At 59.7% G+C, this 26,890-nt stretch carries 25 protein-coding genes; 19 read left to right on the top strand and 6 right to left on the bottom strand.

All coding sequences use genetic code 11. The annotated features are described in order from the left end of the window. Window positions 1-464: 464 nt before the first annotated feature. The 9 genes from MTP16_RS01710 (at window position 465) to MTP16_RS01670 (ending at window position 9,980) form a co-directional block, all read left to right on the top strand. A complete protein-coding gene (locus MTP16_RS01710; RefSeq protein ID WP_243515408.1) occupies window positions 465-3,395 on the top strand; it encodes a 2-oxoglutarate dehydrogenase E1 component in 2,931 nt (976 codons plus the stop codon). Window positions 3,396-3,454: 59 nt separating this feature from the next. Next, window positions 3,455-5,134: a 2-oxoglutarate dehydrogenase complex dihydrolipoyllysine-residue succinyltransferase gene (gene odhB / locus MTP16_RS01705; protein WP_243515406.1), complete on the top strand. Its 1,680-nt coding sequence runs from the start codon at window positions 3,455-3,457 to the stop codon at window positions 5,132-5,134. A gap of 244 nt (window positions 5,135-5,378) precedes the next feature. Then, window positions 5,379-6,029: a Crp/Fnr family transcriptional regulator gene (locus MTP16_RS01700; protein ID WP_243515404.1), complete on the top strand. Its 651-nt coding sequence runs from the start codon at window positions 5,379-5,381 to the stop codon at window positions 6,027-6,029. Window positions 6,030-6,381: 352 nt separating this feature from the next. Then, entirely contained in the window at window positions 6,382-6,837 is a 456-nt protein-coding gene (locus MTP16_RS01695) for a hypothetical protein (RefSeq protein WP_243515402.1), read from the top strand. Between the two features lie 45 nt (window positions 6,838-6,882). Beyond that, complete coding sequence (locus tag MTP16_RS01690; RefSeq protein WP_243515399.1) at window positions 6,883-7,257, top strand: roadblock/LC7 domain-containing protein; 375 nt, start codon at window positions 6,883-6,885, stop codon at window positions 7,255-7,257. Between the two features lie 110 nt (window positions 7,258-7,367). Further along, complete coding sequence (locus MTP16_RS01685; RefSeq protein ID WP_243515396.1) at window positions 7,368-7,838, top strand: hypothetical protein; 471 nt, start codon at window positions 7,368-7,370, stop codon at window positions 7,836-7,838. 75 nt (window positions 7,839-7,913) lie between these two features. After that, window positions 7,914-8,609, top strand: coding sequence for a carboxypeptidase-like regulatory domain-containing protein (locus MTP16_RS01680; RefSeq protein WP_243515393.1), 696 nt, complete (start codon window positions 7,914-7,916; stop codon window positions 8,607-8,609). A 204-nt stretch (window positions 8,610-8,813) separates the two neighbouring features. Next, window positions 8,814-9,194: a hypothetical protein gene (locus MTP16_RS01675; protein ID WP_243515390.1), complete on the top strand. Its 381-nt coding sequence runs from the start codon at window positions 8,814-8,816 to the stop codon at window positions 9,192-9,194. Between the two features lie 255 nt (window positions 9,195-9,449). After that, window positions 9,450-9,980 carry a DUF4126 family protein gene (locus MTP16_RS01670; protein WP_243515388.1) on the top strand — a complete coding sequence of 177 codons (531 nt, stop codon included), beginning with the start codon at window positions 9,450-9,452 and terminating at the stop codon, window positions 9,978-9,980. A 68-nt stretch (window positions 9,981-10,048) separates the two neighbouring features. Here the strand turns inward: MTP16_RS01670 and MTP16_RS01665 are convergent, their stop codons facing one another. Then, complete coding sequence (locus MTP16_RS01665; protein ID WP_243515386.1) at window positions 10,049-10,978, bottom strand: EamA family transporter; 930 nt, start codon at window positions 10,976-10,978, stop codon at window positions 10,049-10,051. Between the two features lie 176 nt (window positions 10,979-11,154). On the opposite strand from MTP16_RS01665, the gene MTP16_RS01660 reads away from it, so the two are divergent. After that, on the top strand, window positions 11,155-12,822 hold the full coding sequence (locus tag MTP16_RS01660) for a M1 family metallopeptidase (RefSeq protein ID WP_243515384.1): 1,668 nt from the start codon (window positions 11,155-11,157) through the stop codon (window positions 12,820-12,822). A gap of 10 nt (window positions 12,823-12,832) precedes the next feature. Here the strand turns inward: MTP16_RS01660 and MTP16_RS01655 are convergent, their stop codons facing one another. Continuing rightward, window positions 12,833-14,335 (bottom strand): tail fiber domain-containing protein, encoded by a 1,503-nt coding sequence (locus MTP16_RS01655; RefSeq protein WP_243515381.1) that lies wholly within the window; start codon window positions 14,333-14,335, stop codon window positions 12,833-12,835. A 255-nt stretch (window positions 14,336-14,590) separates the two neighbouring features. Between MTP16_RS01655 and lpdA the strand changes: the two genes are divergently transcribed. From lpdA to MTP16_RS01640, 3 genes are all read left to right on the top strand, one after another. Then, window positions 14,591-15,997 carry a dihydrolipoyl dehydrogenase gene (lpdA, locus tag MTP16_RS01650; protein ID WP_243515378.1) on the top strand — a complete coding sequence of 469 codons (1,407 nt, stop codon included), beginning with the start codon at window positions 14,591-14,593 and terminating at the stop codon, window positions 15,995-15,997. A gap of 20 nt (window positions 15,998-16,017) precedes the next feature. Continuing rightward, window positions 16,018-16,737 (top strand): hypothetical protein, encoded by a 720-nt coding sequence (locus MTP16_RS01645; protein WP_243515375.1) that lies wholly within the window; start codon window positions 16,018-16,020, stop codon window positions 16,735-16,737. A 266-nt stretch (window positions 16,738-17,003) separates the two neighbouring features. After that, window positions 17,004-17,402: a hypothetical protein gene (locus MTP16_RS01640; RefSeq protein WP_243515372.1), complete on the top strand. Its 399-nt coding sequence runs from the start codon at window positions 17,004-17,006 to the stop codon at window positions 17,400-17,402. A 52-nt stretch (window positions 17,403-17,454) separates the two neighbouring features. Here MTP16_RS01640 and MTP16_RS01635 read toward each other — a convergent pair whose 3' ends face one another. Together MTP16_RS01635 and MTP16_RS01630 are read right to left on the bottom strand one after the other, a co-directional pair. Next, entirely contained in the window at window positions 17,455-18,003 is a 549-nt protein-coding gene (locus MTP16_RS01635; protein WP_243515369.1) for an STM3941 family protein, read from the bottom strand. Between the two features lie 50 nt (window positions 18,004-18,053). After that, window positions 18,054-18,821 carry a suppressor of fused domain protein gene (locus MTP16_RS01630; protein WP_243515366.1) on the bottom strand — a complete coding sequence of 256 codons (768 nt, stop codon included), beginning with the start codon at window positions 18,819-18,821 and terminating at the stop codon, window positions 18,054-18,056. 161 nt (window positions 18,822-18,982) lie between these two features. On the opposite strand from MTP16_RS01630, the gene MTP16_RS01625 reads away from it, so the two are divergent. From MTP16_RS01625 to MTP16_RS01605, 5 genes are all read left to right on the top strand, one after another. Beyond that, window positions 18,983-19,933, top strand: coding sequence for a helix-turn-helix domain-containing protein (locus tag MTP16_RS01625; protein ID WP_243515364.1), 951 nt, complete (start codon window positions 18,983-18,985; stop codon window positions 19,931-19,933). Between the two features lie 91 nt (window positions 19,934-20,024). Then, window positions 20,025-20,762 carry an SDR family oxidoreductase gene (locus MTP16_RS01620; protein WP_243515363.1) on the top strand — a complete coding sequence of 246 codons (738 nt, stop codon included), beginning with the start codon at window positions 20,025-20,027 and terminating at the stop codon, window positions 20,760-20,762. Window positions 20,763-20,979: 217 nt separating this feature from the next. Continuing rightward, entirely contained in the window at window positions 20,980-21,852 is an 873-nt protein-coding gene (locus MTP16_RS01615; protein WP_243515360.1) for an aldo/keto reductase, read from the top strand. Window positions 21,853-22,049: 197 nt separating this feature from the next. After that, window positions 22,050-22,943: an AraC family transcriptional regulator gene (locus MTP16_RS01610; RefSeq protein WP_243515358.1), complete on the top strand. Its 894-nt coding sequence runs from the start codon at window positions 22,050-22,052 to the stop codon at window positions 22,941-22,943. Between the two features lie 76 nt (window positions 22,944-23,019). Next, window positions 23,020-23,763, top strand: coding sequence for an SDR family oxidoreductase (locus MTP16_RS01605; protein WP_243515356.1), 744 nt, complete (start codon window positions 23,020-23,022; stop codon window positions 23,761-23,763). A gap of 72 nt (window positions 23,764-23,835) precedes the next feature. Here the strand turns inward: MTP16_RS01605 and MTP16_RS01600 are convergent, their stop codons facing one another. Both MTP16_RS01600 and MTP16_RS01595 read right to left on the bottom strand, forming a co-directional pair. Then, on the bottom strand, window positions 23,836-24,186 hold the full coding sequence (locus MTP16_RS01600; protein WP_243515352.1) for a hypothetical protein: 351 nt from the start codon (window positions 24,184-24,186) through the stop codon (window positions 23,836-23,838). A 96-nt stretch (window positions 24,187-24,282) separates the two neighbouring features. After that, window positions 24,283-25,830: an ATP-binding protein gene (locus MTP16_RS01595; RefSeq protein ID WP_243515349.1), complete on the bottom strand. Its 1,548-nt coding sequence runs from the start codon at window positions 25,828-25,830 to the stop codon at window positions 24,283-24,285. A gap of 454 nt (window positions 25,831-26,284) precedes the next feature. Here MTP16_RS01595 and MTP16_RS01590 point away from each other — a divergent pair, with 454 nt between their 5' ends. After that, window positions 26,285-26,872: a YdeI/OmpD-associated family protein gene (locus MTP16_RS01590; protein WP_243515347.1), complete on the top strand. Its 588-nt coding sequence runs from the start codon at window positions 26,285-26,287 to the stop codon at window positions 26,870-26,872. The last annotated feature ends 18 nt before the right edge of the window (window positions 26,873-26,890 follow it).

Here is a 26,890-nt window from a genome sequence, read left to right as displayed (position 1 = left end):
AGCGTACATTATACATCTATTAGGGGTTCATCCGGCCGCCATTCCAGCCCGGCGGTATAGGCAAAGCCTTGCTTATTAAGCAAAGGCGGAAAAGTAAAACGGCTGATAGGGCATATAAGTTTGCTAAAAATAAATTATCCAATTGCTAAACCCTTTGGAGAGAGCTGAGACAGGACATATAGTAAAAACTTTATAGAAAAGGGGGAAGCAGTGCTGAATGATTTGCGCCGCATTCACCTACCCAAACACTCGGCAAAATCCTGACCTGCGCCGGCGTTTGTGCGTAGTAGCATTGCTGCACATATCCCGAAATGTGATAAATTGACCAACAAAAGGCCGTTAGCGAGGGAGACTTGTGAAGATAATGAGTTGGTTTGCTGGTTTATTTGTGCAATCGAATGTAGGTTTTTGCTTGATAGTTAAGTATAATACCTTTACGAGACCTTACCAAGCTGAATTCCCAAATGGACACCTACTCGTATATCGCCAACGCCGACGCGGCGGCCATTGAAGCCCTGTACCAGGCCTACCGGCAAAATCCCGAATCGGTTGATTTTGGCTGGCAGAAGTTCTTCGAAGGGTTTGACTTCTCGCAGCAATTTCCGGAGGGCGCACCCGTAGTGCCCGGCGCAGCCGCGCCCGCCAATGGCACCACTAGCAGCAACGGCACCGCCGCACCTAAAACGGCAACTGCCGCCCCGCAAGCCAACGACTACGGCGTACTCAACACTTCTGCCTCAACCAATAATGCCCCCACGGGCATGAGCAGTGGTGAAGTATCGGCCGACAAAGAAACGGCTGTGCGCAACCTCATCCACGCCTATCGCAGCCGCGGCCACCTGCGCGCCAAAACCAACCCGGTGCGCGAGCGCAAAGACCGCAAGCCCCGCCTCGACCTCGCCGATTTTGGCCTGGGCGAAGCCGATTTGGATACGGTGTTTAAGAACGGCGAGGTGTTGGGCCTCGGCGGCCAAGCCAAACTTCGCGACATCGTGGCGGCGCTGGAGAAAATTTACACCGGTGCCATCGGTTTCGAATACATGTACATCCGCGACCCGCAGGTGCTGGACTGGTTCCGTGCCAAGGTGGAGCGCGACTCGCTGGCCTTCAACCCCGGCGTGGAGTACAAGAAGCGCATTCTGAAGAAGTTGAACGAGGCCGTGGTGTTTGAGAACTTCCTGCACACCAAGTTCCTGGGGCAGAAACGCTTCTCGCTCGAAGGCGGTGAAACGACCATTCCCGCGCTCGATGCCATCATCGGCAAGGGCGCGGAACTGGGCGTGAAGGAAGTAATGATTGGCATGGCCCACCGCGGCCGTCTCAACGTGCTGGCCAACATCATGGGCAAGACCTATGAGCAGATTTTCAGTGAGTTTGAAGGCACCGCCGTGCCCGACCTGACGATGGGCGACGGTGACGTGAAGTACCACATGGGCTACAGCTCGGAGGTGGAAGCCAGCGGCGGCCAGAAAGTGAACCTGAAGCTGGCCCCCAACCCCTCGCACCTCGAGGCCGTGAACCCGGTGGTGGAAGGCTTCGTGCGCGCCAAAATCGAGCACCAGTACGGCGGCGACTACCACCAGATTCTGCCCATCCTCATTCACGGCGACGCGGCGTTGGCCGGCCAGGGCATTGGCTACGAGTTGACGCAGATGTCGCAGCTGGAAGGCTACAAGACAGGCGGCACCATCCATTTCGTGATTAACAACCAGGTTGGTTTCACGACGGATTTTGAAGACGCCCGCTCGTCGATTTACTCGACGGACCTTGCCAAAATCATTGATGCGCCGGTGGTGCACGTGAACGGCGACGACCCCGAAGCCGTGGTGTTTGCCGTGCAGCTGGCTACCGAGTACCGCCAGCAGTTCCACGCCGACATCTTTATTGATATGGTGTGCTACCGCCGCCACGGCCACAACGAGTCGGACGAGCCCAAATTCACGCAGCCCACGCTCTACAATCTCATCTCGAAGCACCAGAACCCGCGCGAGGTGTACAACGCCACGCTGGTGCAGCGCGGCGACGTGGACGCTGAGCTGGCCAACCAGATGGACAAGGAGTTCCGCGACACCTTGCAAGCCCGTCTCGACATGGTGAAGCAGCAGCCGCTTCCTTATAAGTATCAGGCGCTCGAAAACGAGTGGCGCAGCCTGCGCCGCAGCACGCCGGAAGACTTTGAAAAGTCGCCTGAAACCGGCATTTCGGAAGAAACGGTTCAGAAAGTGGCCAAGGCCCTAACCACGATTCCCGAAGGCTTCAAGCCGATTAAGCAGATTGATAACCTGCTGAAGGAGCGCCGCAAGATATTCTACGAAACCCGCGTGCTGAACTGGGCCGCTGGTGAGCTGCTGGCCTACGGCTCGCTGCTGAGCGAAAACCACATTGTGCGCGTAAGTGGCCAGGACGTGCAGCGCGGCACGTTCTCGCACCGCCACGCGGTGCTGCACGACGCCGAAACGTCGGCCCCGTACAACTCGCTGAACTTTATGGAAGGCGAGCACGAGCAACTGAGCATCTACAACTCGCTGCTGAGTGAGTACGCGGTGCTGGGCTTTGAATTTGGCTACGCCATGGCCAACCCCACGGCGCTGGTGATTTGGGAAGCGCAGTTCGGTGACTTTGCCAACGGTGCCCAGACCATGATTGACCAGTTCATCGTGTCGTCGGAAAGCAAGTGGCAGCGCATGAACGGCGTGGTGCTGCAGTTGCCCCACGGCTACGAAGGCCAGGGCCCGGAGCACTCCAACGCCCGCCCCGAGCGGTTCCTGCAGCTCGCGGCCGAAAACAACATCATCGTGGCCAACATCACCACGCCGGCTAACTTCTTCCACGCCCTGCGCCGCCAGCTCACCTGGAGCTTCCGCAAGCCGCTGGTGGTGATGTCGCCGAAGTCGATGCTGCGCCACCCGCTGGCCGTGTCGCCCATCGAAGAGTTTACCAGCGGTGCGTTCCGTGAGGTGCTGGGCGACGACTTCGCCGAAGCTAAAAAAGTGAAGCGCGTGCTGCTGTGCTCGGGCAAGGTGTACTACGACCTGCTGGAAGAGCAGCGCACCTCCAACCGTACCGACGTGGCCATCATCCGCCTCGAGCAGCTGCACCCCTTCCCCAAAAAGCAGCTCGATGCCGAACTGGCCAAGTATGGCAAAGCCAAAATCTACTGGGTGCAGGAAGAGCCCGAGAACATGGGCTACTGGAACTATATGCTGCGCTTTATGCGCCGCGAGCTGGAAGACGTGGTAGCCCGCAAGCCCTCGGCTTCGCCCGCCACGGGCTACAACAAAATCCACGTGAAGGAGCAGAAGGACCTTGTGGCCCGCGCCTTCGACAAGCCCAAGGAAGCCGTGGCTGACGGCAACATCAAGGCCGTGGCCGAAGCTGCCAAGAAACAGGACTAGCCCAACTCCTCTCCCTGCCCGACACTTCTTCTTAACTGACTAATCCCAAACGCCTGCTCATGGCTCTCGAAATCAAAATTCCCGCCGTTGGCGAATCCATCACCGAAGTCACCATTGCGAAGTGGCTCAAGAAAGACGGCGACGCCGTGAAGCGCGACGAGGTTATCGCCGAGCTCGAATCGGACAAAGCTACGTTTGAGCTGCCGGCTGAGGCCGACGGTGTCCTCAAAATCCGTGTGGCCGAAGGCGAAACCATCGGCATCGGCACCGTGATTGCCGATTTGGACGGCGCTGCTCCTTCTCCCGCTCCGGCAGGTGCCCCGGCCGCCGCGCCCGCTGCCAGCGCCGACCCGGTTAGCCAGGGCGAGCAAAACCCCCAAGCCAGCGACCAGTCGGGCTACGGCGGCGCGCCTGCCGGAAAAGAAAGCAACGACCCCAGCACGCCTGGTGCCCCAGCAGCGTCTCCGGCCGCCGCACCCGCGGCTGGCGGTGGCTCGGTGGAGATGAAAATTCCTGCCGTAGGTGAATCCATCACCGAAGTGACCGTGGCCAAGTGGCTGAAAGAAGACGGTGCCCAAGTGAGTCGCGACGAGGTGATTGCCGAGCTGGAATCGGACAAGGCCACCTTTGAGCTGCCCGCCGAAGCCGCCGGCACCCTGCGCCACGCCGTGAAGGAAGGCGAAACCATTAGCATCGGCGCCATCATTGCGCGCATCGAGGGTGGTAGCGGCGCAGCCGCGTCGGCCCCGGCTGCCGCTGCCCCCGCCCCGGCGGCTGCGCCCGTGGCGGCAATGGCCTCGGCTCCCGCTGCTGGTGGTGCGGCTACGTATGCCACCGGTGTGCCCTCGCCGGCCGCCGGCAAGATTCTGGGTGAAAAAGGCATTGCCGCCGCCGACGTTGCCGGTACTGGCCGCGACGGCCGCATCACCAAAGAGGATGCGCAGAATGCCCAAGCCAAACCGGCCGCACCGGCCCCGGCTGCTGCTCCCGCAGCTCCGGCTGCTTCGGCTCCGGCCGCAGTGCCTGCCGCTGGTGGCAGCCGCGAAGTGCGCCGCGAGCGCATGAGCAACCTGCGCAAAACGGTGGCTCGCCGCTTGGTGACGGTGAAGAACGAAACGGCCATGCTTACCACCTTCAACGAGGTGAACATGCAGCCCATCATGGACCTGCGCAATAAGTTCAAAGACAAGTTCAAGGAGAAAAACGGCGTGGGACTGGGCTTTATGTCCTTCTTCACCAAAGCCGTGTGCATCGCTCTGAAAGAGTGGCCCGCCGTGAACGCCCAGATTGACAACGGCGAAATCGTGTATTCCGACTTTGCCGACATCAGCATTGCCGTTTCGGCCCCGAAAGGCCTCGTGGTACCCGTGATTCGCAACGCTGAACAGCTGAGCTTCGAAGGCATTGAGAAGGAAGTGGTGCGCCTAGCCGGCCTGGCCCGCGACAACAAGCTCACCATCGAGCAGATGAGTGGCGGCACGTTCACCATCACCAACGGTGGCGTGTTCGGTTCCATGCTCAGCACGCCCATCATCAACGCGCCGCAGTCGGCCATTCTGGGCATGCACAACATCATCCAGCGCCCCGTGGCCGAGAATGGCCAGGTGGTGATTCGCCCCATGATGTACCTCGCCCTGAGCTACGACCACCGCATCATCGACGGCCGCGAGTCGGTATCGTTCTTGGTGCGCGTGAAGGAATTGCTCGAGGACCCGACGCGCATGTTGTTCGGTATCTAATTCCGGATTTAGGATTTTTGAAAGGCCGGTTCCCAAAAAGGGAATCGGCCTTTTTCATTTTTGGACGTTGGAAACGGTTATTTAGGGGTTGAATGAGGTTAAACGCTCGATTAAAATTTTAATTAAAATTGAATTATTAAGCGAAGTTGTATCTTTGGGTTGCGCAAGCCTATTCATCTGCTCTTCTATGGGAAAATTTACTACACCGAAATGCCAGGAGTGCCCGCACCGCAAGGGCCCTCTTATGGGTTGCTGCCAACTGGAGGAGTTGGAGTTCATCTCGGGCAATAAAGTCGCGCAGAGCTACCAGAAAGGGCAGCGGATATTCCAGGAGGGCGCCCCGTCGTTGGGTTTGCACTGCGTAAGCCAAGGCAAAATCAAGGTGACCAAAACGGGCGGCGACGGCAAAGAGCAGATTGTGCGCCTAGCGAAGGACGGCGATATGCTGGGCTTTCAGTCGCTGCTCACCGAGCCGAAGTATTCCACGTCGGCCGTGGCGCTGGAGGATTGTGTGGTGTGCTTCATCCCGCGAGCCGATTTCTTTCGGGTGTGGCAATCCAACGTGCAGTTTTCCACTTCGCTGATGCAGATGATGGCCAAAGCCCTGGGCGCCGCCGAGGTGCAGATGCTGCACCTGGCCTACAAGCCCGTGCGCGAGCGGCTGGCCGAGGCGCTGCTGCTGCTCTACCACACTTTCCGGAAAGAGCAGGACACCGAAATCTTCAGCATGAGCTTCTCGCGCGAGGACCTGGCCTCGCTGGTGGGCACGGCCAAGGAAACGGCCACCCGGCTGCTGTCCGATTTCAAGGAGGCGGGCATCATTGCCACCCGCGGCAGTTTGGTATCCATTCTGCAGCCCAACCGCCTGAGCGAAATCGCTTCGCTCTACGATTAGCAGCGGCGCAGCATTGGGCTGCTGCGAGCGCATGCCGCGCCAACCATGCCAATAAGGGTTCTTATGACTCATTGCCCGGCTGGGCAGCGAGTAGGTGAGCTGCGTGGCAATTGATAGCCTGAGTGGGCTTAATAAAATATTGGATTAATTATAATTGTAAAAAGCGAGCGCCTACGATGAATCGTGCCTCTTGGTTTCTGGTTTGACGTAAATCATTCTCAAAAGTGACGTAAGTCATTTTTATTGGGGTAGTGCAATGCGGAGCTTTGTAATGTGAAACAGGCACTACAGATTATGTTGAAAGTGCAATTAATGTGATTGATATTATTATTTATTCCTCAGCTTATTTTAAATGAATGTTATAGCGGCCGCCAGCGAGACGCTTCCTCAACGCCTTGGAAGTATGCGGCTGGTGGTGAATCAAGAGGCACTTGACGCTTCGGAAATTCCGCTGGTTAAAATTAAAAAAGTAATAAAAGAAGTGCTCGGCCAGCTGCCCGCCCTGACAACCATTGCCGTGGTGGAGGTGGTCACCGGAAACTGCCTGGCGCACCTAAGCCGGCGGCGGGGCTTCAACCCTGTGGCGCTGGCCACCCACCATGCCGAAACGGTGCGCCAACAGCAGCAAGCCTTGGCCATGCTGGCCACTCGCGGCGAACGCCTCGAAGACATCCTTATCCCGCTACGAAAACAATTGCATCTGATTCGACTGGCTAAAAACGGCCAATGGTTTGTGTTCCTCGCCGTGAAAGCGCAGGACACCAGCCTGGCGCTGGCCCGCGAAATATTGAAATCCATCATTGCTTAAAACCGCATCCAACAACTCACTCATTCTTTTAACCTCTCCTTTATTATGGCTTACTCCGCAAATTCCCCCGCTGGCAAAGTAGTACAAGACGTGTTGAACGACCTGCCGGGCCTCGTGGCCGTGGCCGTTGTCGACATCACCTCGGGCATGGCCCTGGCTTCGCACTCCAACTCGCCCGCCATCAACCCCGAAACCGCTGCCGCTTACAACACCGAAGTGGTGAAGCAGAAGCAGAAAGCCATGTCGGCGCTGAAGCTGACCGGCGAAAACATCGAGGACATCCTCATCACCCTCACCAACCAGTTTCACCTCATCAAGCTGGCCGGCAACAAGTTCATCTACCTGGTGGTGAACTCGCGTGAAACGAACCTGGCCATTGCCCGCGAAGTGCTGCGCAGCTCGTCGGCCAGCCTGAACTAGTTCTGATTGTGGCGGCTCAGGCCGCCGACGTTCACCACGCATTGCGACCGGGCCCGACTACCCACGGGCCCCGGCCGCAGCACCAGCCGGGACGGCCCACCCCGCGCCTCATGAAAATCCCCTTTCTCAAGCAATTGCAGCGCCTGGCCGGTCCGGCGGCCCACGAAGTGGAATTGTTGGCCCCCGCTGGGCCGGCCGGCGCTGCCATTGAACGCACCATGCGGCACCTGCTGGCCGAGCTGCCCGATTTGCTGATGGCGGCCGTGGTGGAAGTGGCCTCGGGCAAGCCCCTGGCCACCTACACCGTCGACCGCGACCTGCGGCCGGGCGCGGTGGCCGGGTTCAACGCCGAGGCGGTGCGGCAGGTGCAGGCCGGGCTGCGGGCCCAGGGCATGGCGGGCGAGCAAGTGGAAGAAATGGTGTTTACGCTGCCCTCGCAGCTGCACTTGCTGCGGCTGGTGCCCACGGGGCAGTGGTTTGTGTACCTCGCCGTGGACTCGCGCGATACCAACCTGGCCATTGCCCGCGAGGTGATGCGCGGCGGCCTGACGCTGCTGGAGCCCGCGAGGCGGGGGCAGTAAGTAGCTGGAATTTGGCCCGTGGCTGGCCGGTAAGCCACACCGTTTCTTTTCTCACCCTTTTTTTCTGTTCATCAAATGAAGCTTACCGCTACTCCATTTGACCCGCAAACCGGCGAACTGCTGCCGGTGTACCGCGACGCTTACCTGCGCGGCGACCTGGCCCGCTCCTCGGCCCGTGCCGTGGAAGACTACCTCCGCAAGGACGCCACACAGGCCCACACCACCGTGTCGCGCTGGCACGAGATGGCCACCCTGGAGGCCGAAGCCGCCGCCCCCACCACCTGGGTGCAGAAGCAGCTGCTGTTCATCCGCGAGCAGCCGCAGCGCTTCCGCCGCCGGGCCTTCTCGATGGTGGGCGTGGCCGCGCTGGTGGCCGGCGTGTCGATGGCCGGCACCCGCCTGCCTTCCCACAGCACGCCCGCCGTACCGGTGTCGCTGCCCGAAATGACGGCCCTGGCCGAGGCCAGCACGGCCGCTGCCGAAGCAACTGCCAACGCCAACCGCCTCGTGACCGTGAGCGGCCGCATCCTCGACGAAGCCGGGCAGCCCCTGGTGGGCGCCACCGTGCTGCGCAAAGGCACCGCCCAGGGCGTGAGCACCGACGCCAATGGCAACTATTCGCTGCGCATGACGGCTGGCACCGTCGCCAGCGCCACGTTGCAGTACGGCTACGCCGGCTACCACGACCAGGAGCTGAAAGCCACCGACGTGGCCGCCCAGGGCGTGACGCTGCAGCCCCGCGCCAAGCGCAAGCACTGGCTGTTTTTCTAATCGCGAGAAGCAAGTAGTCAGCAGGGCGAGGTTTTACTGCCAGGGCATCGCATTCGGACTACTTGCTGCTTCATTCTACCTACTACCTATTTAGTTGCCGGCCTCAGCGGCCTTATCCTAGTGAAAGCGAAGACTTACCGCAGACGGTTTGCGAATGAGCCTCAAGAATCTTCTTCCCTCAATTCCCCTTCCCCAATAGCCGATATGGCCTACTCTACAAACAGTCCTGCCGGAAAGGCAGTCGAAGCAATTATCAACGATTTGCCGAGCCTGGTGGCCGTGGCCGTGGTTGATGTGAACTCGGGCATGGCTCTGGCTTCGCACTCCAACTCGCCCACCGTGAACCCCGAAACCGCCGCTGCCTACAACACCGAAGTGGTGAAGCAAAAGCAGAAAGCCATGTCGGCCCTGAAGCTGACCGGTGAGCGGATTGAGGACATCCTCATCACCCTCACCAACCAGCTGCACCTCATCAAGCTGAATGCGGCCGGCAACAAGTTTATTTATTTGGCCGTGAACGCGCGCGAAACCAACCTGGCCATTGCCCGCGAGGTGCTGCGCACGCACGCCGACGATATTAACTAAGCACGACAGGTGCTGTTAATGCCCACGAAAAAGCCCGTCCGGTATCGGACGGGCCTTTTTTTGTTGTAGCGTTTTATGTTGTGGAGAGGATGAGGGATGAAGACTCCGGCGTACACCAATGCCATCGGGGCTCATCGGGCTCTGAATTATGAGCAACAGGGTAAAAGGCGTCTGAGCGGTTGGGCCGATTTTATGAACCAACCCATGACCTAGGCGCGCCCGATACCGTTTAACAGGCCACATCCCTCTTTCCATATGAAACCATCCAAACGCTATTCTCGCCGGCCGGCCAAGTTCTGGCCCGCCGTGGGGTTTGCCACCCTGGCCGGCATGCGCAGCATGAGTGCGCCCGCGTTCCTAAGCCACTATTTGTCGCGCCAGCCCAGCAGCGGCCTGGCCGGCTCTTCGTTGCGCCTGCTGCAAAAGCCCGTCACTGCCAGCTTGCTGAAAGCCGTTGCCGCTGGCGAAATCGTGGCCGACAAGTTGCCCGGCACCCCCGACCGCATTGCCCTGCCTGTGATGACAGGCCGGCTGGTGAGCGGAGCGCTGGTGGGGGCGGCCTGGTACCGTTCGCGGCACGGCAGCGCGCTGGGCGGCGGGCTGCTGGGGGCAGCGGTGGCATTTGTCTCCACCATTGTGAGCTACGCCCTGCGCACGGGCATCAGCGAGAAGGCGGGCGTGCCCATTGCGCTGGTAGGGGTGGGCGAAGATGCGCTGGTACTGGCCGGCGGCTCGGCCCTGATTGGGGCCCAGCGCCCGGCCGCCAGCGAGTGGCACCCGCTGTAGCTTGAATGCTGCGAGTCCGCGCCCCGGCCGAACGGCGTGGGGTTCGGGCTCGCAGCCTCAACCAACCATTAGCTGGACGTTTTTCGGCGCCCGCCCAGCACCACCAGCACCACGGCCAGCACGATGAGCGCCGCGCCGCCCAGCATCTGGGGATTCAGCACCTCGCCGGCGAAAGCCCAGCCCAGCAGCACGGCCACCACCGGGTTCACGAAGGCGTAGGTGCCCGCCAGGGCCGGCTCCACCACGCGCAGCAGCCAGATGTAGGCCGTAAACGCCACGATGGACCCAAACGTGACCAGGTACGCATACGCCCACCACGACTGGGCCGAGACCTGGGCCAGCTCGAACCCCGTGGCTTCGCCCTTCAGCAAGCCCACCACCACCATCACCACGCCGCCGCACAGCATCTGCATGCCGCCAGACAGGAAGGGCGAGGGCGCCGGCCGGTGGTTTTTGGCGTAGAGCGAGCCGATGGCCCACACCAGCGAGGCCAGCAGTACCGAAAACACGCCCAGGCCGGTGTGGCCAGGCTGCTTCACAGCGCCGGCTTTGGTGTGAGCCACCAGCAGGTAGAGCCCCGCCATGCCCGCGCCCAGCCCCAGTGCTACCCACTTGCCGGGCCGGGGCGAGATGCCGCTCAGCCACCCCAGCACCGCCAGAAACATGGGCACCGTGGCCACCAGCAGCGCCGTGATGCTGCTCGGCAGATACACCACACCCAGCGTGGTACCGCCGTTGCCAAACCCCAGCAAGCAAATGCCAATAAGCGCTGCGAAGCCCCAGCCCCGCCACGTGGGCGCCGGCTCGCCCCGCCCGCGCATGAACAGGTACAGCAGGCCGCCCGCCAGCGCGTAGCGCGTGCCGGCCATGAGCAGCGGCGGCATGGTGGCCACGGCAAATTTCATCACCACATAAGTAGAGCCCCAGATGAGGTAGACCAGCGCAAAAGCGGTGAGCAGCGCGGCCCGCGAGGGCGCGGCCGGAGTAGGTTCGGACATGTTGGGTTGGAAACAGAGGGCGCAAAAGTACGGCGCCACATGACCCCACTCCCGGCCCCTCCCCTCCGGGGAAGGGTGCCAGTCGTCTGCGTGCGTCAGAACACACCCCTCCCCCGGAGGGGAGGGGCCGGGGGGGGTAGCCGGGCTAAACCGTCGCTCCGTCGTTGCTTTGCGGTATGAAAAAGAAACTTCTGGTTCTGCTGTTGCTGCTGGCCGCTGCTGTGCCTGCCGCGCAAGCCCAACTCCTGCAGCCCAAGCCCGTTGCCTATACCCGCGCCGACTCGCTGCGGGGCAGCCTCACCACGCCGCTGCGCACCTGCTACGACCTCAACTACTACCACCTCGACGTGAAGCTGGACCCGGCCCAGCGCTTTATCAGCGGCTCCAACTTGTTCCGCTTCACGGCCGCGCAGGATTTCACGCGGCTGCAGTTCGACTTGTTTGCCAACCTGAAGGTGGAGAAGGTGCTCTACAAGGGCAAGGACGTGCCTTTCACCCGCGAGGCCAACGCCGTGTTTGTCACTTTCCCCAAGCCTATTGCCAAGGGCAGCCGCGACGAGTTTACGGTGTATTACTCCGGCAACCCCACGGTGGCGAAAAAAGCGCCCTGGGACGGTGGCATGGTCTTCACGCAGGATGCTGCGGGCAAGCCCTGGGTGGCCACCGCCTGCCAGGGCACGGGCGCCAGCATCTGGTGGCCCACCAAAGACCAGCAGGCCGACGAGGTAGACTCCATGCTCATCAGCATCAGCGTGCCGAATGGTTTGAAAGACGTGTCGAACGGCCGCCTGCGCAAAACCACCAAGCTGAAAGACGGCTATACCCGCTTCGACTGGGCCGTGCGCAACCCCATCAACAACTACGACGTGGCCCTGAACGTGGGCGACTACCAGCACTTTTCGGACTCCTACCAGGGTGAGAAGGGCTTGCTTACCCTTGACTACTGGGTGCTGCCCGAGAACGTGGCCAAGGCCAAAACGCAGTTTGCCGCCAACGTGAAGCCCATGCTGAAATCAATGGAGCATTGGTTCGGGCCCTACCCCTGGTACCAGGACGGCTACAAGCTCGTCGATGCGCCCCACCTCGGTATGGAGCACCAGAGCGCCGTGGCCTACGGCAACAAGTACCAGAACGGCTACCTGGGCCGCGACCGCAGCAACACCGGCTGGGGCGACAAGTGGGACTTCATCATCATCCACGAAAGCGGCCACGAGTGGTTCGGTAACAACATTACCACCAAGGACATTGCCGACATGTGGGTGCACGAAAGCTTTACCTGCTACTCCGAAGCCTTGTTTACGGAAGGCCAGTTCGGCAAGCAGGCCGGCCAGGAATACGTGCACGGCCAGCGCCGCAATATCCAGAATGACGGGCCCATCATCGGCCCCTACGGCGTGAACAAGGAAGGCTCGGGCGACATGTACGACAAGGGCAGCGCCATGCTCAACACCCTGCGCACCATCCTCAACAACGACGAGAAGTGGCGCCAAATCCTGCGTGGCCTTTCCAGCACCTTCTACCACCAGACCGTGACCGGCCAGCAGGTGATGGACTACCTCAACCGCGAAAGCGGCCAGGATTTCACCAAAGTCTTCGACCAGTACCTGCGTCACGCCAGCCTGCCCATCCTCGAAATCCGCTTCGAAGACGGCAAAACCCTGGCCCGCTGGGTGAGCGAGGTGGAGAAGTTCGACATGCCGGTGCGCGTGCGGGTAAAAGGCGGCGAGTACCGGTTTATTAAGCCCACGGCCCGCTTCGCGGAAATAAAGGAGCTGGCTGGCGCCACCCGCGAAACGCTGGAAGTCGACACCTTCAACTTCTACATCGGCGTGCTGGTCGACTAAAGCCTCAGGGCTACCGCTGGGCCTGCCCGCCCACCAGCGCTTCAAGGCGGCGCAGGCGCTCTTCCAACGCCGCCGCGGCCGCGGCCTGGGCCGCAGGCGCCGGCTGCTGGCGGCGCAGGGCGGCATTTTCGGCTTCCAGTGCCCGCACGCGGCGGTAGAGGGCCTGGATGGCAATGAGGTTCACGCCGTCGAAATCCGACTGGTTGATGGTGCTGTCGTTGCCGATGGTGCCCACGCCGTCGTGGCCGAAGGCGGCGTAAAAATCCTGCGCCATGGGGCCGTAGTGGCGCATGGTGCCGGGGTCCTGGCCCTTGTAATTCCACGAGCCCAGGCGCATGCCATCGATGCGGGCCAGGAACCGGTTGCCGTCGGCTAGGCGGCGCAGCTCCTTTTTAGTCGAATCGGAAATGACCGTCCAGGAGTTGCCCCCGGCCGCTATCTGCACGCCCACGGTCTGGGCTATGTTGGTGTAGAGGCGGTAGCCGCCCACGTAGCGGGCCGAAAACTGGTTGTTGGCCGAGGCCCGCAGCGAGTCGTTGCCGGCCGCATCGGCCAGCACGAGCGTGCCGGTCCTGGCATTGGCCGAGGCGAAGCGGCCCAGGGCAATGGCGTTGTTGGCGTTGGCGTTGCACCGCTCGCCCCAGGCCAGCGATAGGTTGCCCTGCGCCTTGCTGAAGAAGCCCCCGGCCACGCTGTAGTTGCCCTTGATGCGGCAATTGCGGCCAAAAGCAAACGCCGCTGACGAGGTGAAGTCGATTGCGTTGACGTAGCCCAGGGCGGCGCTGTAGCTGCCGCGCACGGCAATGCCGTAGCCGGCTCCTAAGCTGTAATTGCCGGCGGCCAGCGTGTTGTAGCCAAAAGCCGCCGAATAAAACCCCAGGTTGCTGCCGTCCCACTGCGCGCCATCTACCCCGCCGGCCCGTAGCGCGCTGTAGAAGGAGGACCACATCAGCCGGTCGCCCTGGCCGGTTGCGGGCGGCGTCAAGGGGCCGAGGCCGATGCCCGTCCGCACCAGGAAGCCGGCATCGGCATCCAGTACGTGCAGGCCCAGCCCGTTGTCGTAGTTGCCGCTGGGGCGAACGCCTTGCATGGAGAGGCGGACCAACCCGTTGCCATCGATGCGCAGGCCGGACACACCGGGAGTCGTCGCCGAGCCGCCCACCAGCCGGTTATTGGCCAGGTTGAGGTTGCGGGTGGCCGTGTGGTTGCCCAGGTTGTCGCCCGAGCGGGTTTTGTCGGGGATGTAAAGCCAGGCGCCGCCCACGCAGTACCAGAAACCCTGGCGGCCGTCGGTCTGGAACACCATCAGTCCATCGGGCGGCGCGGCAATGCCGGCGCGGGTGGCCGAGTCCATGCGCGGGATGAGCAGGCCCTTGCCCGTGGCCGAGATGTCGAGGGCGGCGGCGGCATCAGGGGCGCCGGGTGTGCCGATGCGCACCCCGCCGGGCGTGGTTTGGGCCAGGGCGGAAGTGGTGGCCAACAGGCTGGCGGCAAGCAGATACAGGTATTTCATAGCGTAGGCGCAAGTGAAAGCAGTAGCCGAAATAATCCCATGTCCTCGCGCCCGCCAAGCTTTGGTAGTCAACAGCGGCAGGTGGTATGTGAACAACCACCTGGCGGTAGTGAGCCGTGAGCCAAAATGCTTCCTGGATTGTTGTCAAGCCGTACCGGGAATGCCAGCCGCCCGCGGCCAGTCGTTCTTTGGTGCACCACCCGCATGCGCTGTGCCTTACCTTCGCGGCGCGAACAATCACCGAACCTCCGGCTCATGAATCAATACGACGTCACCGTCATCGGCTCCGGCCCCGGCGGCTATGTAGCGGCCATCCGCTGCGCTCAGCTCGGCCTCAAAACGGCCATCATCGAGAAATACCCCACCCTGGGCGGCACCTGCCTCAACGTGGGCTGCATCCCCAGCAAGGCCCTGCTCGACTCGTCGGAGCATTACCACAACGCCCACACCGCCTTTGCCGACCACGGCATCGGCCTGGAAAACCTGACGGTGGACATGAACCGCATGATTGACCGCAAGGCCGGCGTGGTGAAGGCCAACGTGGACGGCATCTCCTACCTGATGAAGAAGAACAAAATCGACGTCATCACCGGCGTGGGTTCATTCATTGATAAAAACCACATCAGCATTGTGCCCCGCGAAGGCGGCGAGGCCCAGCAGATTGAAACCAAAAACGTCATCATCGCCACCGGCTCCAAGCCCACGGTGCTGCCGTTCATCGCCCAGGACAAGGAGCGCATCATCACCAGCACCGAGGCCCTGAACATCCGCGAAGTGCCCAAGCACATGATTGTAATTGGCGGCGGCGTGATTGGCCTCGAAATGGCCTCCGTGTACGCCCGCCTCGGCGCCAAAGTGAGTGTGGTGGAGTTCATGGACAGCATCATCCCGACCATGGACCGCGGCCTGGGCAAGGAATTGAAGCGGGTGCTAGGCAAAATCGGCATCGAATTCTTCTTCTCGCACAAAGTGACCGGCGCCACCCGCGACGGCGACAACGTGACCGTGACGGCCACCAACGCCAAGGGCGAGGAAGTGAAGTTTGAAGGCGACTACTGCCTCGTGGCCGTGGGCCGCGTGCCCTACACCGCCGGCCTCAACCTGGAAGCCGCCGGCGTGCAGATGGAAGAGCGCGGCCGCATCAAGGTCGACGAGCACCTGCAAACCAACGTGCCCGGCATCTATGCCATCGGCGACGTCATTCGGGGCGCCATGCTGGCCCACAAGGCCGAGGAAGAAGGCGTGTTCGTGGCCGAAACCATCGTGGGCCAGAAGCCGCACATCAACTACCTGCTCATCCCCGGCGTGGTGTACACCTGGCCCGAAGTGGCCGGCGTGGGCTACACCGAAGAGCAACTCAAGGAGCAGGGCAAGGCCTACAAAGTGGGCTCGTTCCCCTTCAAAGCCAGCGGCCGGGCCCGCGCCAGCGGCGACACCGACGGCTTCGTGAAGGTGCTGGCCGACAAAACCACCGACGAAATCCTGGGCGTGCACATGATTGGCCCGCGCATCGCCGACCTCATCGCCGAAGCCGTGACCGCCATGGAATTCCGCGCCTCCGCCGAGGACGTGGCCCGCATGAGCCACTCGCACCCCACCTACGCCGAGGCCATGAAAGAAGCGTGTTTGGCGGCTACGGAGAACCGGGCCATTCACATGTAATCCGAAAAGCCAGGGCTATCATGTGGCTTTTTGACACCACTCGATACGGCCGCTTCCTAATGGGAGCGGCCGTATTGCTTTCGCTGCTGGCCTGCGAGCGAAAGCGCCCCCGCACCATTGAGGAAGTGGTTGCCGCGGCCAAAGCGGTTCAGCTCGCCGACAGCCCGGTAGCAAAGGCTACTCCTGTTGCCCCACGTACCACCAGAAAACCGGATACAGAGGTTCCCCGCCGGGAACTCCTTGACGGCCTGGGACCGGTAAAGTTGGATAGTCGCTCTGTTGATATCAACGAATGGCTCGACACGACCGAATGGCGCTATAGCGCCAGAAACGAGGTGAGGGTGGATACCTTGCTCCAGAACTTTGTGCAAGTGCGAGCACACGGCGAGCCACCCCGGCTGCTCTACAGAGCTTCCCCAACTGCGCGACAGTGGCGGGAGGTGAGCCTGGATTTTCCGGACCTTTATTATGGCCACTTAGAAGACGCGGTATTTACGCTCGATACCGCCAACCTTGACCATCGGGGAGCGCCAGAGCTATTAATCAATATCCAGTGGTCGGTATATGGCAATCGCTCCGGTTCGTCCCAACGGCGGGCAATTGTATTAGATGTGACCCGCACGCCCCTGTTATTGCTGAATGCGTTGGTAGAGGAGGGAGATGAAGAATTTGGACGCAATGATATGATTTTTGACCGGCCTTATTCGGAGATAGTTGCTGAGCTACGGAGGCATGACTAGACCCAAGAAAAAAACGCAGGGTGTACGCGTTCTATCAAACTCAAACGTGATATTGAATTGGGACCAATCAGGCACATTGGGTCCAATGATAATTGTGATGAAATGACGCCGCTGCCGGCTGGCCGCTACCGCTACCAGCACGGCAAGGTGTTTCGGGTTGGGCAGTAGCCTTCGTGCTACTGAAACGCAAAAAGAGGCTGAAGCTCCCATAGCATCAGCTGCCTTGGCGTTTTCTGTATCTTGAGGCCCAAACGAAGCTACTCTTTATGGCCGCTCCTTATAATAGTCAGGTGAAATTTGAATGCGAACTCCCGGCAATTGACGCTGTGCTGCTTAAATTATTCGAGGTTACGGGTTTGCTGCTCAATTGTGACCCTGTTGAGAGTGAAGGGGGACTTTGGCATTTGATAAGCCCCATCACATCAATGGAAATCAGCGTGATGCATTACTCAAATTCTTACGTCTTATTTTTCTATCCGTTTGATGTGAGTGTATGGAGAAATCGCCCTAACTCGAATGAATACTTGCACGAGTCGGCCTTATTTGCACTGCAGGAGCTTGGTGGCCAGCCTGAGGAAACGTTAGAAACGTGGGCCGGTGAATCCTGGGACATTGCCAAATGGCGGTGGAATCCGAAGCATCTGGATGGAGGAGGCCGAAACTAAAAGCGGCCGAAGCTCCCGTAGCTTCGGCCGCTTTTAGTTTCGGCCTCGGCGTTTACTTGCCCGACTGGTGCATTGTGAGTCGGGTAATGAGCAGCTTGAGCAGTTCCGGGTACGAGTACTCCAATGCGTTAGCCGATATGTTTATGGGCGAGCCGTATGATTTGAAATTGGTGTTCATCAGCTGGCGTTTGAAGGAATTGGGCTGCCGGCTGATGTACGCTTCGGGGTCGCGCAGCATCACCATCACCATCTTCTGCCGCATTATCTCCAGCTCGCGGATGCCCGCTACGTCGGCCCAGGGAATGAGCCCGCCCACCAGGCCGCTGGCATTGTCAACCAGTCCTTCGGCCGTGACCACCAGTCCGGGGTTCGGGTCGCGCATTTTCTTAAGGACAAAAAACGCCAGGATGCCGAAAAACACCAGCGCCAGCAGGCCAAAGGCCCGTATCCAAGCCGGCGTGTGCAGAAAGGGGTTACCCAGCCAGTCATTAGGCCGCACGCTGAACCACAGGCCCAACGCCATAAAAACCAACGCTCCAATCAGCGAGTAAGTCAGCTTGCGCTTGCTGAGGGCAATGGTGACAGTGGAAGAATCAGACATGAGGAATGGTGGGTGGATGTGAGCCAAACGTTGTTGTGCACTGCAAGCCGCTAGAGCGCCGTGTTCAGCCGGGTCAGGTCCAGCACGTCGCCGATGTTATACTCCTCAAAGCGGTCGATGAGGGCATCGGCGCCCTGCTCCATTTTCAGGTCCATTTCTTCGCGGTAAATGGGGTAGAGGGTGTAGAACTGCACCGTCTTTTCGGGGCTGATTTCCAGCGTCTGAAATTCTTCGGGCAGGCTCAGGGCCGTGAGCAGGAGCATGCAGCCCAGCTCGGTTTCGTCGGAGAAGGGCGCGGCGTCTTCGCCGTTGGGGATGGTGTGGCCGAAGCCCAGCCAGGTGCCGTACTCGTGCGGCAGGCGGGCCAGCATTTTCAGCCAGCGGATGGGCCAGTACACGTTTTCATCCTCAAAAGCCTCGGCTACTTCGGCCGAATCCTGCGGGATGTTCCAGGTGCTGGGCAGCAGGATGCACAGCTCGGCGTAGGGCGGAGCTTCGTCGATTGGGGCGCCGGGCGGCACGGCCATGGGCCGGTCGCTCATGCCCGAGGTGACGAGCGTGTAGAAGGGGAAGTCGGCGCTGGGCGGCACCACGTGCACGTCGAGGTGCACCTTGTCGGACAGGATTTCGTGGTACACGCCGCTCACCGGCCCCAGGTGGCGCTCGATGTGGTCGGAAATGGCCGCAATGGTGGTTTCGTCGCCATCGGCCAGCTCAAACGGAGCCGCTTCTTCGTGGCGGTAGATGGGCGCGCCCGAAGGCGTCAGTTCCGGCTCGTCTTGGTCGGGGCGGGTGGGGGAGTGGGGCGTATCGGGCATAGCCGGCTATACGGGGCGGGTTTGCGCCCGGGTTGCGGGCGGGTCTGGCCGCTGCGGGCAAGCGGCCGGTGCCAGAACCAAAGCCGGTAGCGCCTGTTTCCAATGCTGTGCGTTGGGCTAGGCGAAGCTTAGCGTTGGTTTGATTTGTTTACTTTTGAAACATGCCCATGCCCACCCCGCCGCCTGCCGTTTTGCCCGCCCCAGCCGGCGCAAACACCCCCGCCGCCCAGCTGCCTCCCCTCGTCGCGTCGGGCCGCGTGAACGTCTATACCCGCGAGCAGTTCAATTACCGCAGCCTGACGTTTGGGCGGCGCGATTACTATAAGGTGGCGCTGCTCACGGGCACCAGCCGTTACAACTACGCCAGCCGCGGCGTGCTCATCGACCGGCCCGCGCTGGTGTTTTCCAACCCGCTCATTCCCTATTCCTGGGAGCGGGTGTCGGAGGAGCAGGGCGGCTACCTGTGCATGTTCACCGAAGAGTTTCTCATTGTGAACGACCGGGCCGCCAGCCTGCAGGAGTCGCCGCTGTTCCGCCTCGGCTCCGACCCGGTGTACTGGGTGAACGAGGCGCAGTACGCCGACCTCAGCCACCTGTTTGCCAAGATGCTGCAGGAGATGGGCTCGGGCTACCTCTACCAGCAGGAAGTGGTGCGCAACTACTTGAACCTCATCATTCATGAGGCCCTAAAGATGCAGCCCCAGGCCACCTACTACCAGCACCCCAACGCCGCCAGCCGCATCGTGGCGCTGTTTCAGGGGCTGCTGGAGCGGCAGTTTCCCATCGACTCGCCCGCCCATGGGCTGAAGCTGCGCACGCCGGGCGACTTTGCCCGCCAGCTCTCCGTGCACGTCAACCACCTCAACCGGGCCGTGCGCGAGCTCACCGGCAAGCCCACCTCGGCGCACATTGCCGAACGCCTGGTGAGCGAGGCCAAGGCCCTGCTCCAGCACACAAGTTGGAGCACCGCCGAAATCGCCTACGGGCTGGGGTTTGAGTACCCCACGTATTTCAACAACTTCTTCAAGAAGCACACCGGCGCCTCGCCGTCGGCCCTGCGCGCGCTGCTCAGCCAGGAGCACGCGGGCGCGACGGCCCAGCTGGGCGTTTGAATTTCTTACACTTTCGTTTGAATCCTGTTAGCGCCCCGTGGTGGGGTGGGGGACCTTTGTTCTGTTAATCAACGCAGCAATAGTCCCCCTCATGAAATACGCTCTCATTACCGGCGCCAACCGCAGCATAGGCTTCGAAACGGCCCGCCAGCTGCTCCAGCAGGGCTATTACGTGTACCTCGGCAGCCGCAGCCTCGAAAATGGCCAGCAGGCCGTGGCCCAGCTTCACGCCGAAGGCCTGACCCAAGTAGAGCCTGTGCAGCTTGAAGTGACCGACAGCGCCTCCATCCGGGCCGCCCGGCAGGCCATTGGCCAGAAAGCCACTGGTCTGGACGTGCTCATCAACAACGCGGGCATCAGCGGCGGCTTTCCCCAAACCGCCACGGCGGCCGATGTGGCCGTGTTTAAGGAGGTGTACAACACCAACGTGTTTGCCGTGGTGGAAACGACGCAGGCCTTTCTGGACTTGCTGCGGCAGGCCAGCGAGCCCCGCATCGTCACCGTAACGTCGAGCCTGGGTTCCATTGCCCTGAACGCAGACCCGGCCTGGGGGTACTACCACGTCAAGCCGGCGGCTTACAACTCGTCCAAAGCCGCGCTCAACATGTACACCGTGGCGCTGGCCTACGAGCTGCGCGACACCCCCTTCAAGGTGAACGCCGTGGACCCCGGCTATACCGCTACCGATTTCAACGGCCACAGCGGCCCCGGCACCGTGCCCGATGCGGCCGCTCGCGTGGTGAAATACGCCGTGGTAGATGCCAACGGCCCCACCGGCCAGCTGTTCAGCGAGGAAACTAACCCGGAAACCGGCGAGATTCCCTGGTAGCAGCGACGCTTTAGTAGCGGTTGCTTAAGGTTTTCAAGCTTTCTGAACGTCATGCTGAGCGCAGCCGAAGCACCTCTGCCGCTTCGTCCGGCTCCCCTCTCCTTTGGGAGAGGGGCTGGGGGTGAGGCCTCACAGTAGAACGAAGCGGTAAAGATGCTTTGCTGCGTTCAGCACGACTAGACAAACCCCATATCCAAATCACAATCAACCATTCCCCATGCATTCCACCATCACCATTGCCCCTAATTCCGCCCATCCGCTCACCGTCAACCGCCTGGGCTACGGCACCATGCGCCTCACCGGCCCCGGCATTTGGGGCGAGCCGGCCGACCGGCCGCAAGCCCTGGAAATCCTGAAAACGGCCGTGGCCAGCGGCGTCAACTTCATCGATACCGCCGACTACTATGGCGAAGACGTAACTAACCGGCTGATTGCCGAGGCGCTGCATCCGTACGCGAAAGACCTGGTTATCTGCACCAAAGTGGGGGGCGCGCGCAAACCCGACAAAAGCTGGATTCCCTTCGCCCGCCCCGAAAACCTGCGCACCAGCATCGAAAACAACCTCCGCACGCTGCGTCAGGAGCAGATTCAGCTGGTACACTTCCGGGTGTTGCCGGGCGGCGACGTGCCCTTTGCCGAGTCGATGGGCGCGATGTACGAAATGCAGCGCGAAGGCAAAATTCTGCATGTGGGCGTGAGCAACGTGACCCCCGAGGAGCTGACCGCCGCCCTGCAAATGGGCGAAGTAGCCAGCGTGGAAAACATGTACGGCTACGCCCAGCGCACCACCCTCGACGACGGCCACGGCGAAACCCGCGGCGGCGAAGTGCTGCCCCTGTGCGAGCAGCACGGCATCCCGCTGGTGCCCTTCTTCTCGCTGGTGCACGGCCTGCCCAAAGCCGGCGACAAGCTGGCCGAATTGGCCCGCCAGCGCGGCGTGACCGAAGCCCAGCTCAACATTGCCTGGCTGCTGCACAAGTCGCCCCTGCTGCTGCCGATTCCGGGCACTTCGTCGCTGGCCCACCTGCGCGAGAACCTGGCCGCAGCAGACATTCAGCTCAGCGCGGAGGATATGGCGTATCTGGGGTAGTAAACGGGATGAGTATAGGAAAATAGACCGGTCATGCTGAGCGCAGCCGAAGCATCTCTACCGCGCAAGTAGTTAGGTTTACTACTGCGGTAGAGATGCTTCGGCTGCGCTCAGCATGACCGTTTCTTTTGGTCTGTTCTTGCACCGTTTTGTTGGGGCGCTGTCTCCTGAACGCGCAAACCCCCTAGCTTCGCCCCATGCCCACGCTACTCCTCGACCAGCCCATCCCACTTTACCCCCTGACAGCGCCGGACGCTCCCGGCAACCGCCACTTCCAACTAACGCGAGCCGAAGGCCAGCAACCGGCCTTCCGGCAAAACATGCTGCAGCCGCACCGCAAGGACTATTACCACCTAGTGTTCGTGCAGCGCGGCGGCAGCCGGCACTGGGTGGACATGACGCCCTACGTGCTCAAGGAAAACGCGCTGTACTTCTCGGCCCCCGGCCAGCTGCAGCTCAAGGAAAAGCTCGCGCCGCTGTGGGGCGTCAGCGTAGCGTTTACGCGCGAGTTTCTGGCCCGGCAGCCCAACGAAGCGCTGGCGCAGCTGCCGCTGCTGCGCAACCCTCAGAATGGCCACGAGCTGCTCCTCACGCCCGCCGATGTGGCTTTTGTGGAAGACACCCTGGCCCGGCTTGAAGCCGAGTACCACCGGCCCGGCGAGTGGCAGCAGCCCATGCTCACGGCCCACCTCACCGTGCTGCTCACCTACCTCAGCCGGCTCTACACCGAGCAGTTTCCGGGCGACGAGCCCTCGGCCGACCAGCTGCTGCTGCGGAAGTACCGGGCCCGGATTGAGGAGCATTTCCGCGAGCGGCACGAGGTGGGCGCTTACGCCGCCCTGCTGAACATCTCGGCTGGGCACCTGAGCGAGGTGGTGAAGGCCCAGAGCGGCAAGCCGGCCATTGCCCACATCCAGGAGCGGCTGGTGCTGGAGGCCCGGCGCCTGCTGTTTCACACGCCGCAGTCGGTGAAGGAAATTGCCTACGACCTGGGCTTTGCCGATGCGTCCTACTTCAGCCGCTTCTTCAAGCGCGAAACCGGCCTCACCCCGGCCGAGTACCGCGCCGGCAGCCGCGAAATGTACCCGTGATGCCGCCAAATGTGCCGTAACGGCGCTACTGGGGCCCGGTAATTTTGTGTTGTTCAATAAGCAACACCCTCTTACCATGAAAAAAGCCCTGATTACCGGCGCCAACAAAAGCATCGGTTTTGAAGCCGCCCGGCTGCTCCTGCAGCAAGGCTACTACGTGTACCTCGGCAGCCGCGACCCCGAAAACGGCCGGCAAGCCGTGGCCCAGCTCCACGCCGAAGGCCTGACCCAAGTGGAACCCGTGCAGCTCGACGTGGCCGACCCCGCCTCCGTGCAAGCCGCCCGCGCGGCCATCGGCCAGAAAACCGACGTCCTCGACGTGCTCATCAACAACGCCGGCATCAACGGCGGCATGCCGCAGTCGGCCCTCACCTCCGAAATCAGCCAGTTTCAGCGGGTGTTCGACACCAACTTCTTCGGCGTGATAGCCGTGACGCAGGCCTTCCTCGACCTGCTGCGGCAGTCGCCAGCGCCCCGCATCGTAAACGTGAGCTCGGCCCAGGGCTCGCTCACCCTGCACAGCGACCCGGTGCACGGCTACAAGTACTACCACCACAAAGCGGCCGTGTACCACTCTTCCAAGTCGGCGCTCAACATGTACACCATCAATCTGGCCTACGAGCTGCGCGACACGCCCTTCAAAGTGAATGCCGTAGACCCCGGCTTCGTGGCCACCGATTTCAACGGCCACCGCGGCACCGGCACCGTGCAGGAAGCCGGCGCCCGCGTCGTGAAATACGCCCTGTTGGGCGCCGACGGCCCCACCGGCAAGTTCGTCAGCGAGGAATACAACCCGGCCACCGGCGAAATCCCCTGGTAGCCACCGCCCCGCCCGGCGGCCGAAACGCAAAGAGGCTGAAGCTACGGGAGCTTCAGCTTCTTGCGTTTCTGCTCATTTCATATTAATCTCAGGGGGACTTATAGCTGAGTTTTGGATTACTCTTTTAACAATTTCATCTGCGCTGTTTCCACTAGCAATTAACTTGTCTCGCTCTAACATAAGCTTCTTGTTTAAAAAGTCGTGCTTGAGTTCAAATTCGTTAAAAACTTCTTTCCAAGTCTTTATATAAAATTTGATTCGGCCAGAGTCCTTTGACATTACTAAAGAAGTTTCCCCATGTGTTCTGTTTGTTTCTATCTGGCTTTCGATAAAGCCTGACGTGTCAAACTTATTGCCAATCAAGTAAAACTTCCACTCCATGTTTGGGGCGTTGAATTCAGGTTGGCTAGATATTACGCTCATGTACTTGAATACTTGAGAATATTCTTTCTGGCCTAGCCCAATAGCTGGGTGCTTTAGCTCTACAACGATGTTTTCAATCTTGTTACTCTTTATATTCTACCTACAGGAAAAAATATCCATTTCCTTGTTCTTGTGCTCGTGGTCGATATTTACTTCTGGTTTTTCTCCATTTAAGTGAAAAATATATCTCCTCAATGCTTCATTAAATTTGGGTTCCGCTGCAGTGACTAAGTGATATTCTTCACCAAAAATCCAATAATGGTTCTCGATTAGGGTCTGCAAGTGAGGAACTTCAGCCGCGTTTAATTCGGGCTTGAAGACAATGTCATATAGGTCATGGTAGGTTCTATACCTGTCTTCTATCAACTTAAGAGTTGCGACTATTCTGTTGAGCTTAGTGGTTTTGAATAAATTTGCTAAGTCTTTCCTCTCAGCTGAATCTAGGTTTGTAACTTCTTCGAGAATGTCAAAAATATGTTCTCGCTCATTTGATTCTAATAATAGATTTAAGAATCTAACAAACGTTTTCTTCTGTTCAAGGTTTAAATCAATAAATATTTTGGGCTGGACTTCGTAGAGCCCCATAATGGTTTCTTTTAGCTCTGTTTTTCTAGCAGATTCCCAAGAATTTTTAAATTCCGGAAAAACACCTAGACGCTCATAATCATCTATGAGCGTTTCTGCATAGTGCCGTAGGTATGGTTTGCGTTTTTTCTGTAGAAAAATATCTAACTCTTTATTTAATGTTTTGTATTCCGGCGCCGATTTAGCTTTTGCGAAAAGAAGGGTTTGTGCTTCATTTTGGTTTCTAAAATCAAAATTATTGAAGAAATTGCTTTGAATATATAAGCTATGATAGAATTGGTCGCCTTTCCTATTGAGCGTAGTAAAATCTTTATAGACTTCACTATTCTTGCTGTTTAGGTAGTAGAATTTTGAATTCTCTTTATTGAGTATTTTAGACCATTGTATGTATTTGATTTCGAAAACCGCTGATTGCTCTTTAATAACAAAATTTTCTGAATCAAGGATTAAGTCGCTATAGTCAAGCAAAGTGTTATTGATGATTATGCGATAGCCCTTGGATTTGTGAAGCTCAAGAAACCAGCAAAACTCCTCTTTTAAGAAAGGGATTACTTCCTTTTGAATATTTTGCTCAAATATTGTTATGTTGTTAAATGTGACAGTGGTTTCAGTTTCTTGAAAAGGAGGTTCGGTTTCTACTGCTGTGGAAGATTTTAGATTATCCGAATCAATGCGAATGATTCCTCCTCTAAATTTCCCATTCTTATAGCAAGTCTTCCATTCTGCATTGTTAGCAAAAGTAAAAAACGTCAATCGGCCAATTCCATTCTTGCCATGTAAAGTTGATGAGTGCTTTGGAGATTGAATTTCAATGCTTTTCTCAGAATCGTAAAACTTGTCAAATTTCTCATCTAATTTGGCCGTGTTGATTCCATAGCCATTATCACTAATAGATATTGACTGTATTCTCCCAATGGCGTCAGCCTCATAATCCAATTTCACTGTTGTAGCTTTTGCATCGAAACCATTCCATATAAATTCTGCAATAGAATTATTATGGTTATAATTCTTGAGAACCTTCTTGATGCCTGCAGAAGTGATTTTCGTCTCTCTTTTCATAGCTCGGTCTTGATGCTCTTACCTTAAAATGGTAGAGGGCTACTAATGTAGTGGCAAAAGTCTACTTCAGCCGCCCCCAGCTTCCCCAGCCCCATCAGCGGCTTCCCAATGCTCGCCAACGGCTTCTGGACCACAAACCTTTCCTTCCCAACGCTCGCCAACTGCTTCCGAACGCCCGCCAACACCTTCCGAAGCACAAACCTTGGCTTCCGAACGCCCGCCAACCGCTTCCGAAGCCTCGCCAACCGGTTCCGAACAACAAACCTTGGCTTCCGAAGTCCCGCCAATCGTTTCCGAAGCACAAACCTTGCTGCCGAAGCACCGCCCGAGGCTTCCGAACCACAAACCTTCGTGCCGAAGCACAAACCTTCGTTGCCGAACCACAAACCTTCCGTCCGGACAACAAACCTTTCCTTCGCACTACAAACCCTCGCGCCGCACCACAAACCCGCCCATGCCCAGCCCCGACGCCCACCCCCAGTTCCAGCCCGCCAGCCGCGCCGAGTGGCGGCAGTGGCTGGCCGCGCACCACGCCAGCGCCGCCGGCGTGTGGCTGGTGTACTGCAAAAAAGCCAGCGGCCTGCCCAGCCTCAGCTACGCCGAAGCCGTGGAAGAAGCCCTCTGTTTCGGCTGGATAGACTCGCACCCGCGCAAGCTCGACGCCGCGCGCTCGCAGCAGCTCTACACGCCGCGCCGGCCCCGCAGCGGTTGGAGCAAGGTGAACAAGGAGCGGCTGCAGCGCCTCGAAGCCGCCGGGCTGCTCATGCCCGCCGGCCTGGCCGCCATTGCCCGCGCCAAGCAAAACGGGGCCTGGGAAAGCCTCGACGCCGCCGAAGCCGGCCTCGTGCCCGACGATTTGGCCGAAGCGCTGGCCGCCAATGCCGCCGCGCAGGCCCAATTTGCCGCCTTCGCGCCCTCGGCCCGCAAGCAGATTCTGACCTGGGTGCTGGGCGCCAGGCAGCCCGAAACCCGCGCCCGCCGCGTGGCCGAAACCATGCGCATGGCCGCGCTGGGCAAGCGGGCGAATTTCGACCGGGAGTAAAACCGCCGGCGGCCGGGC

It is taken from the genome of Hymenobacter monticola (assembly GCF_022811645.1).
Lineage (GTDB): Bacteria > Bacteroidota > Bacteroidia > Cytophagales > Hymenobacteraceae > Hymenobacter > Hymenobacter monticola.
Note: the sequence above shows the minus strand (reverse complement) of the source record. Positions and strands in the feature narration are given on the sequence as shown.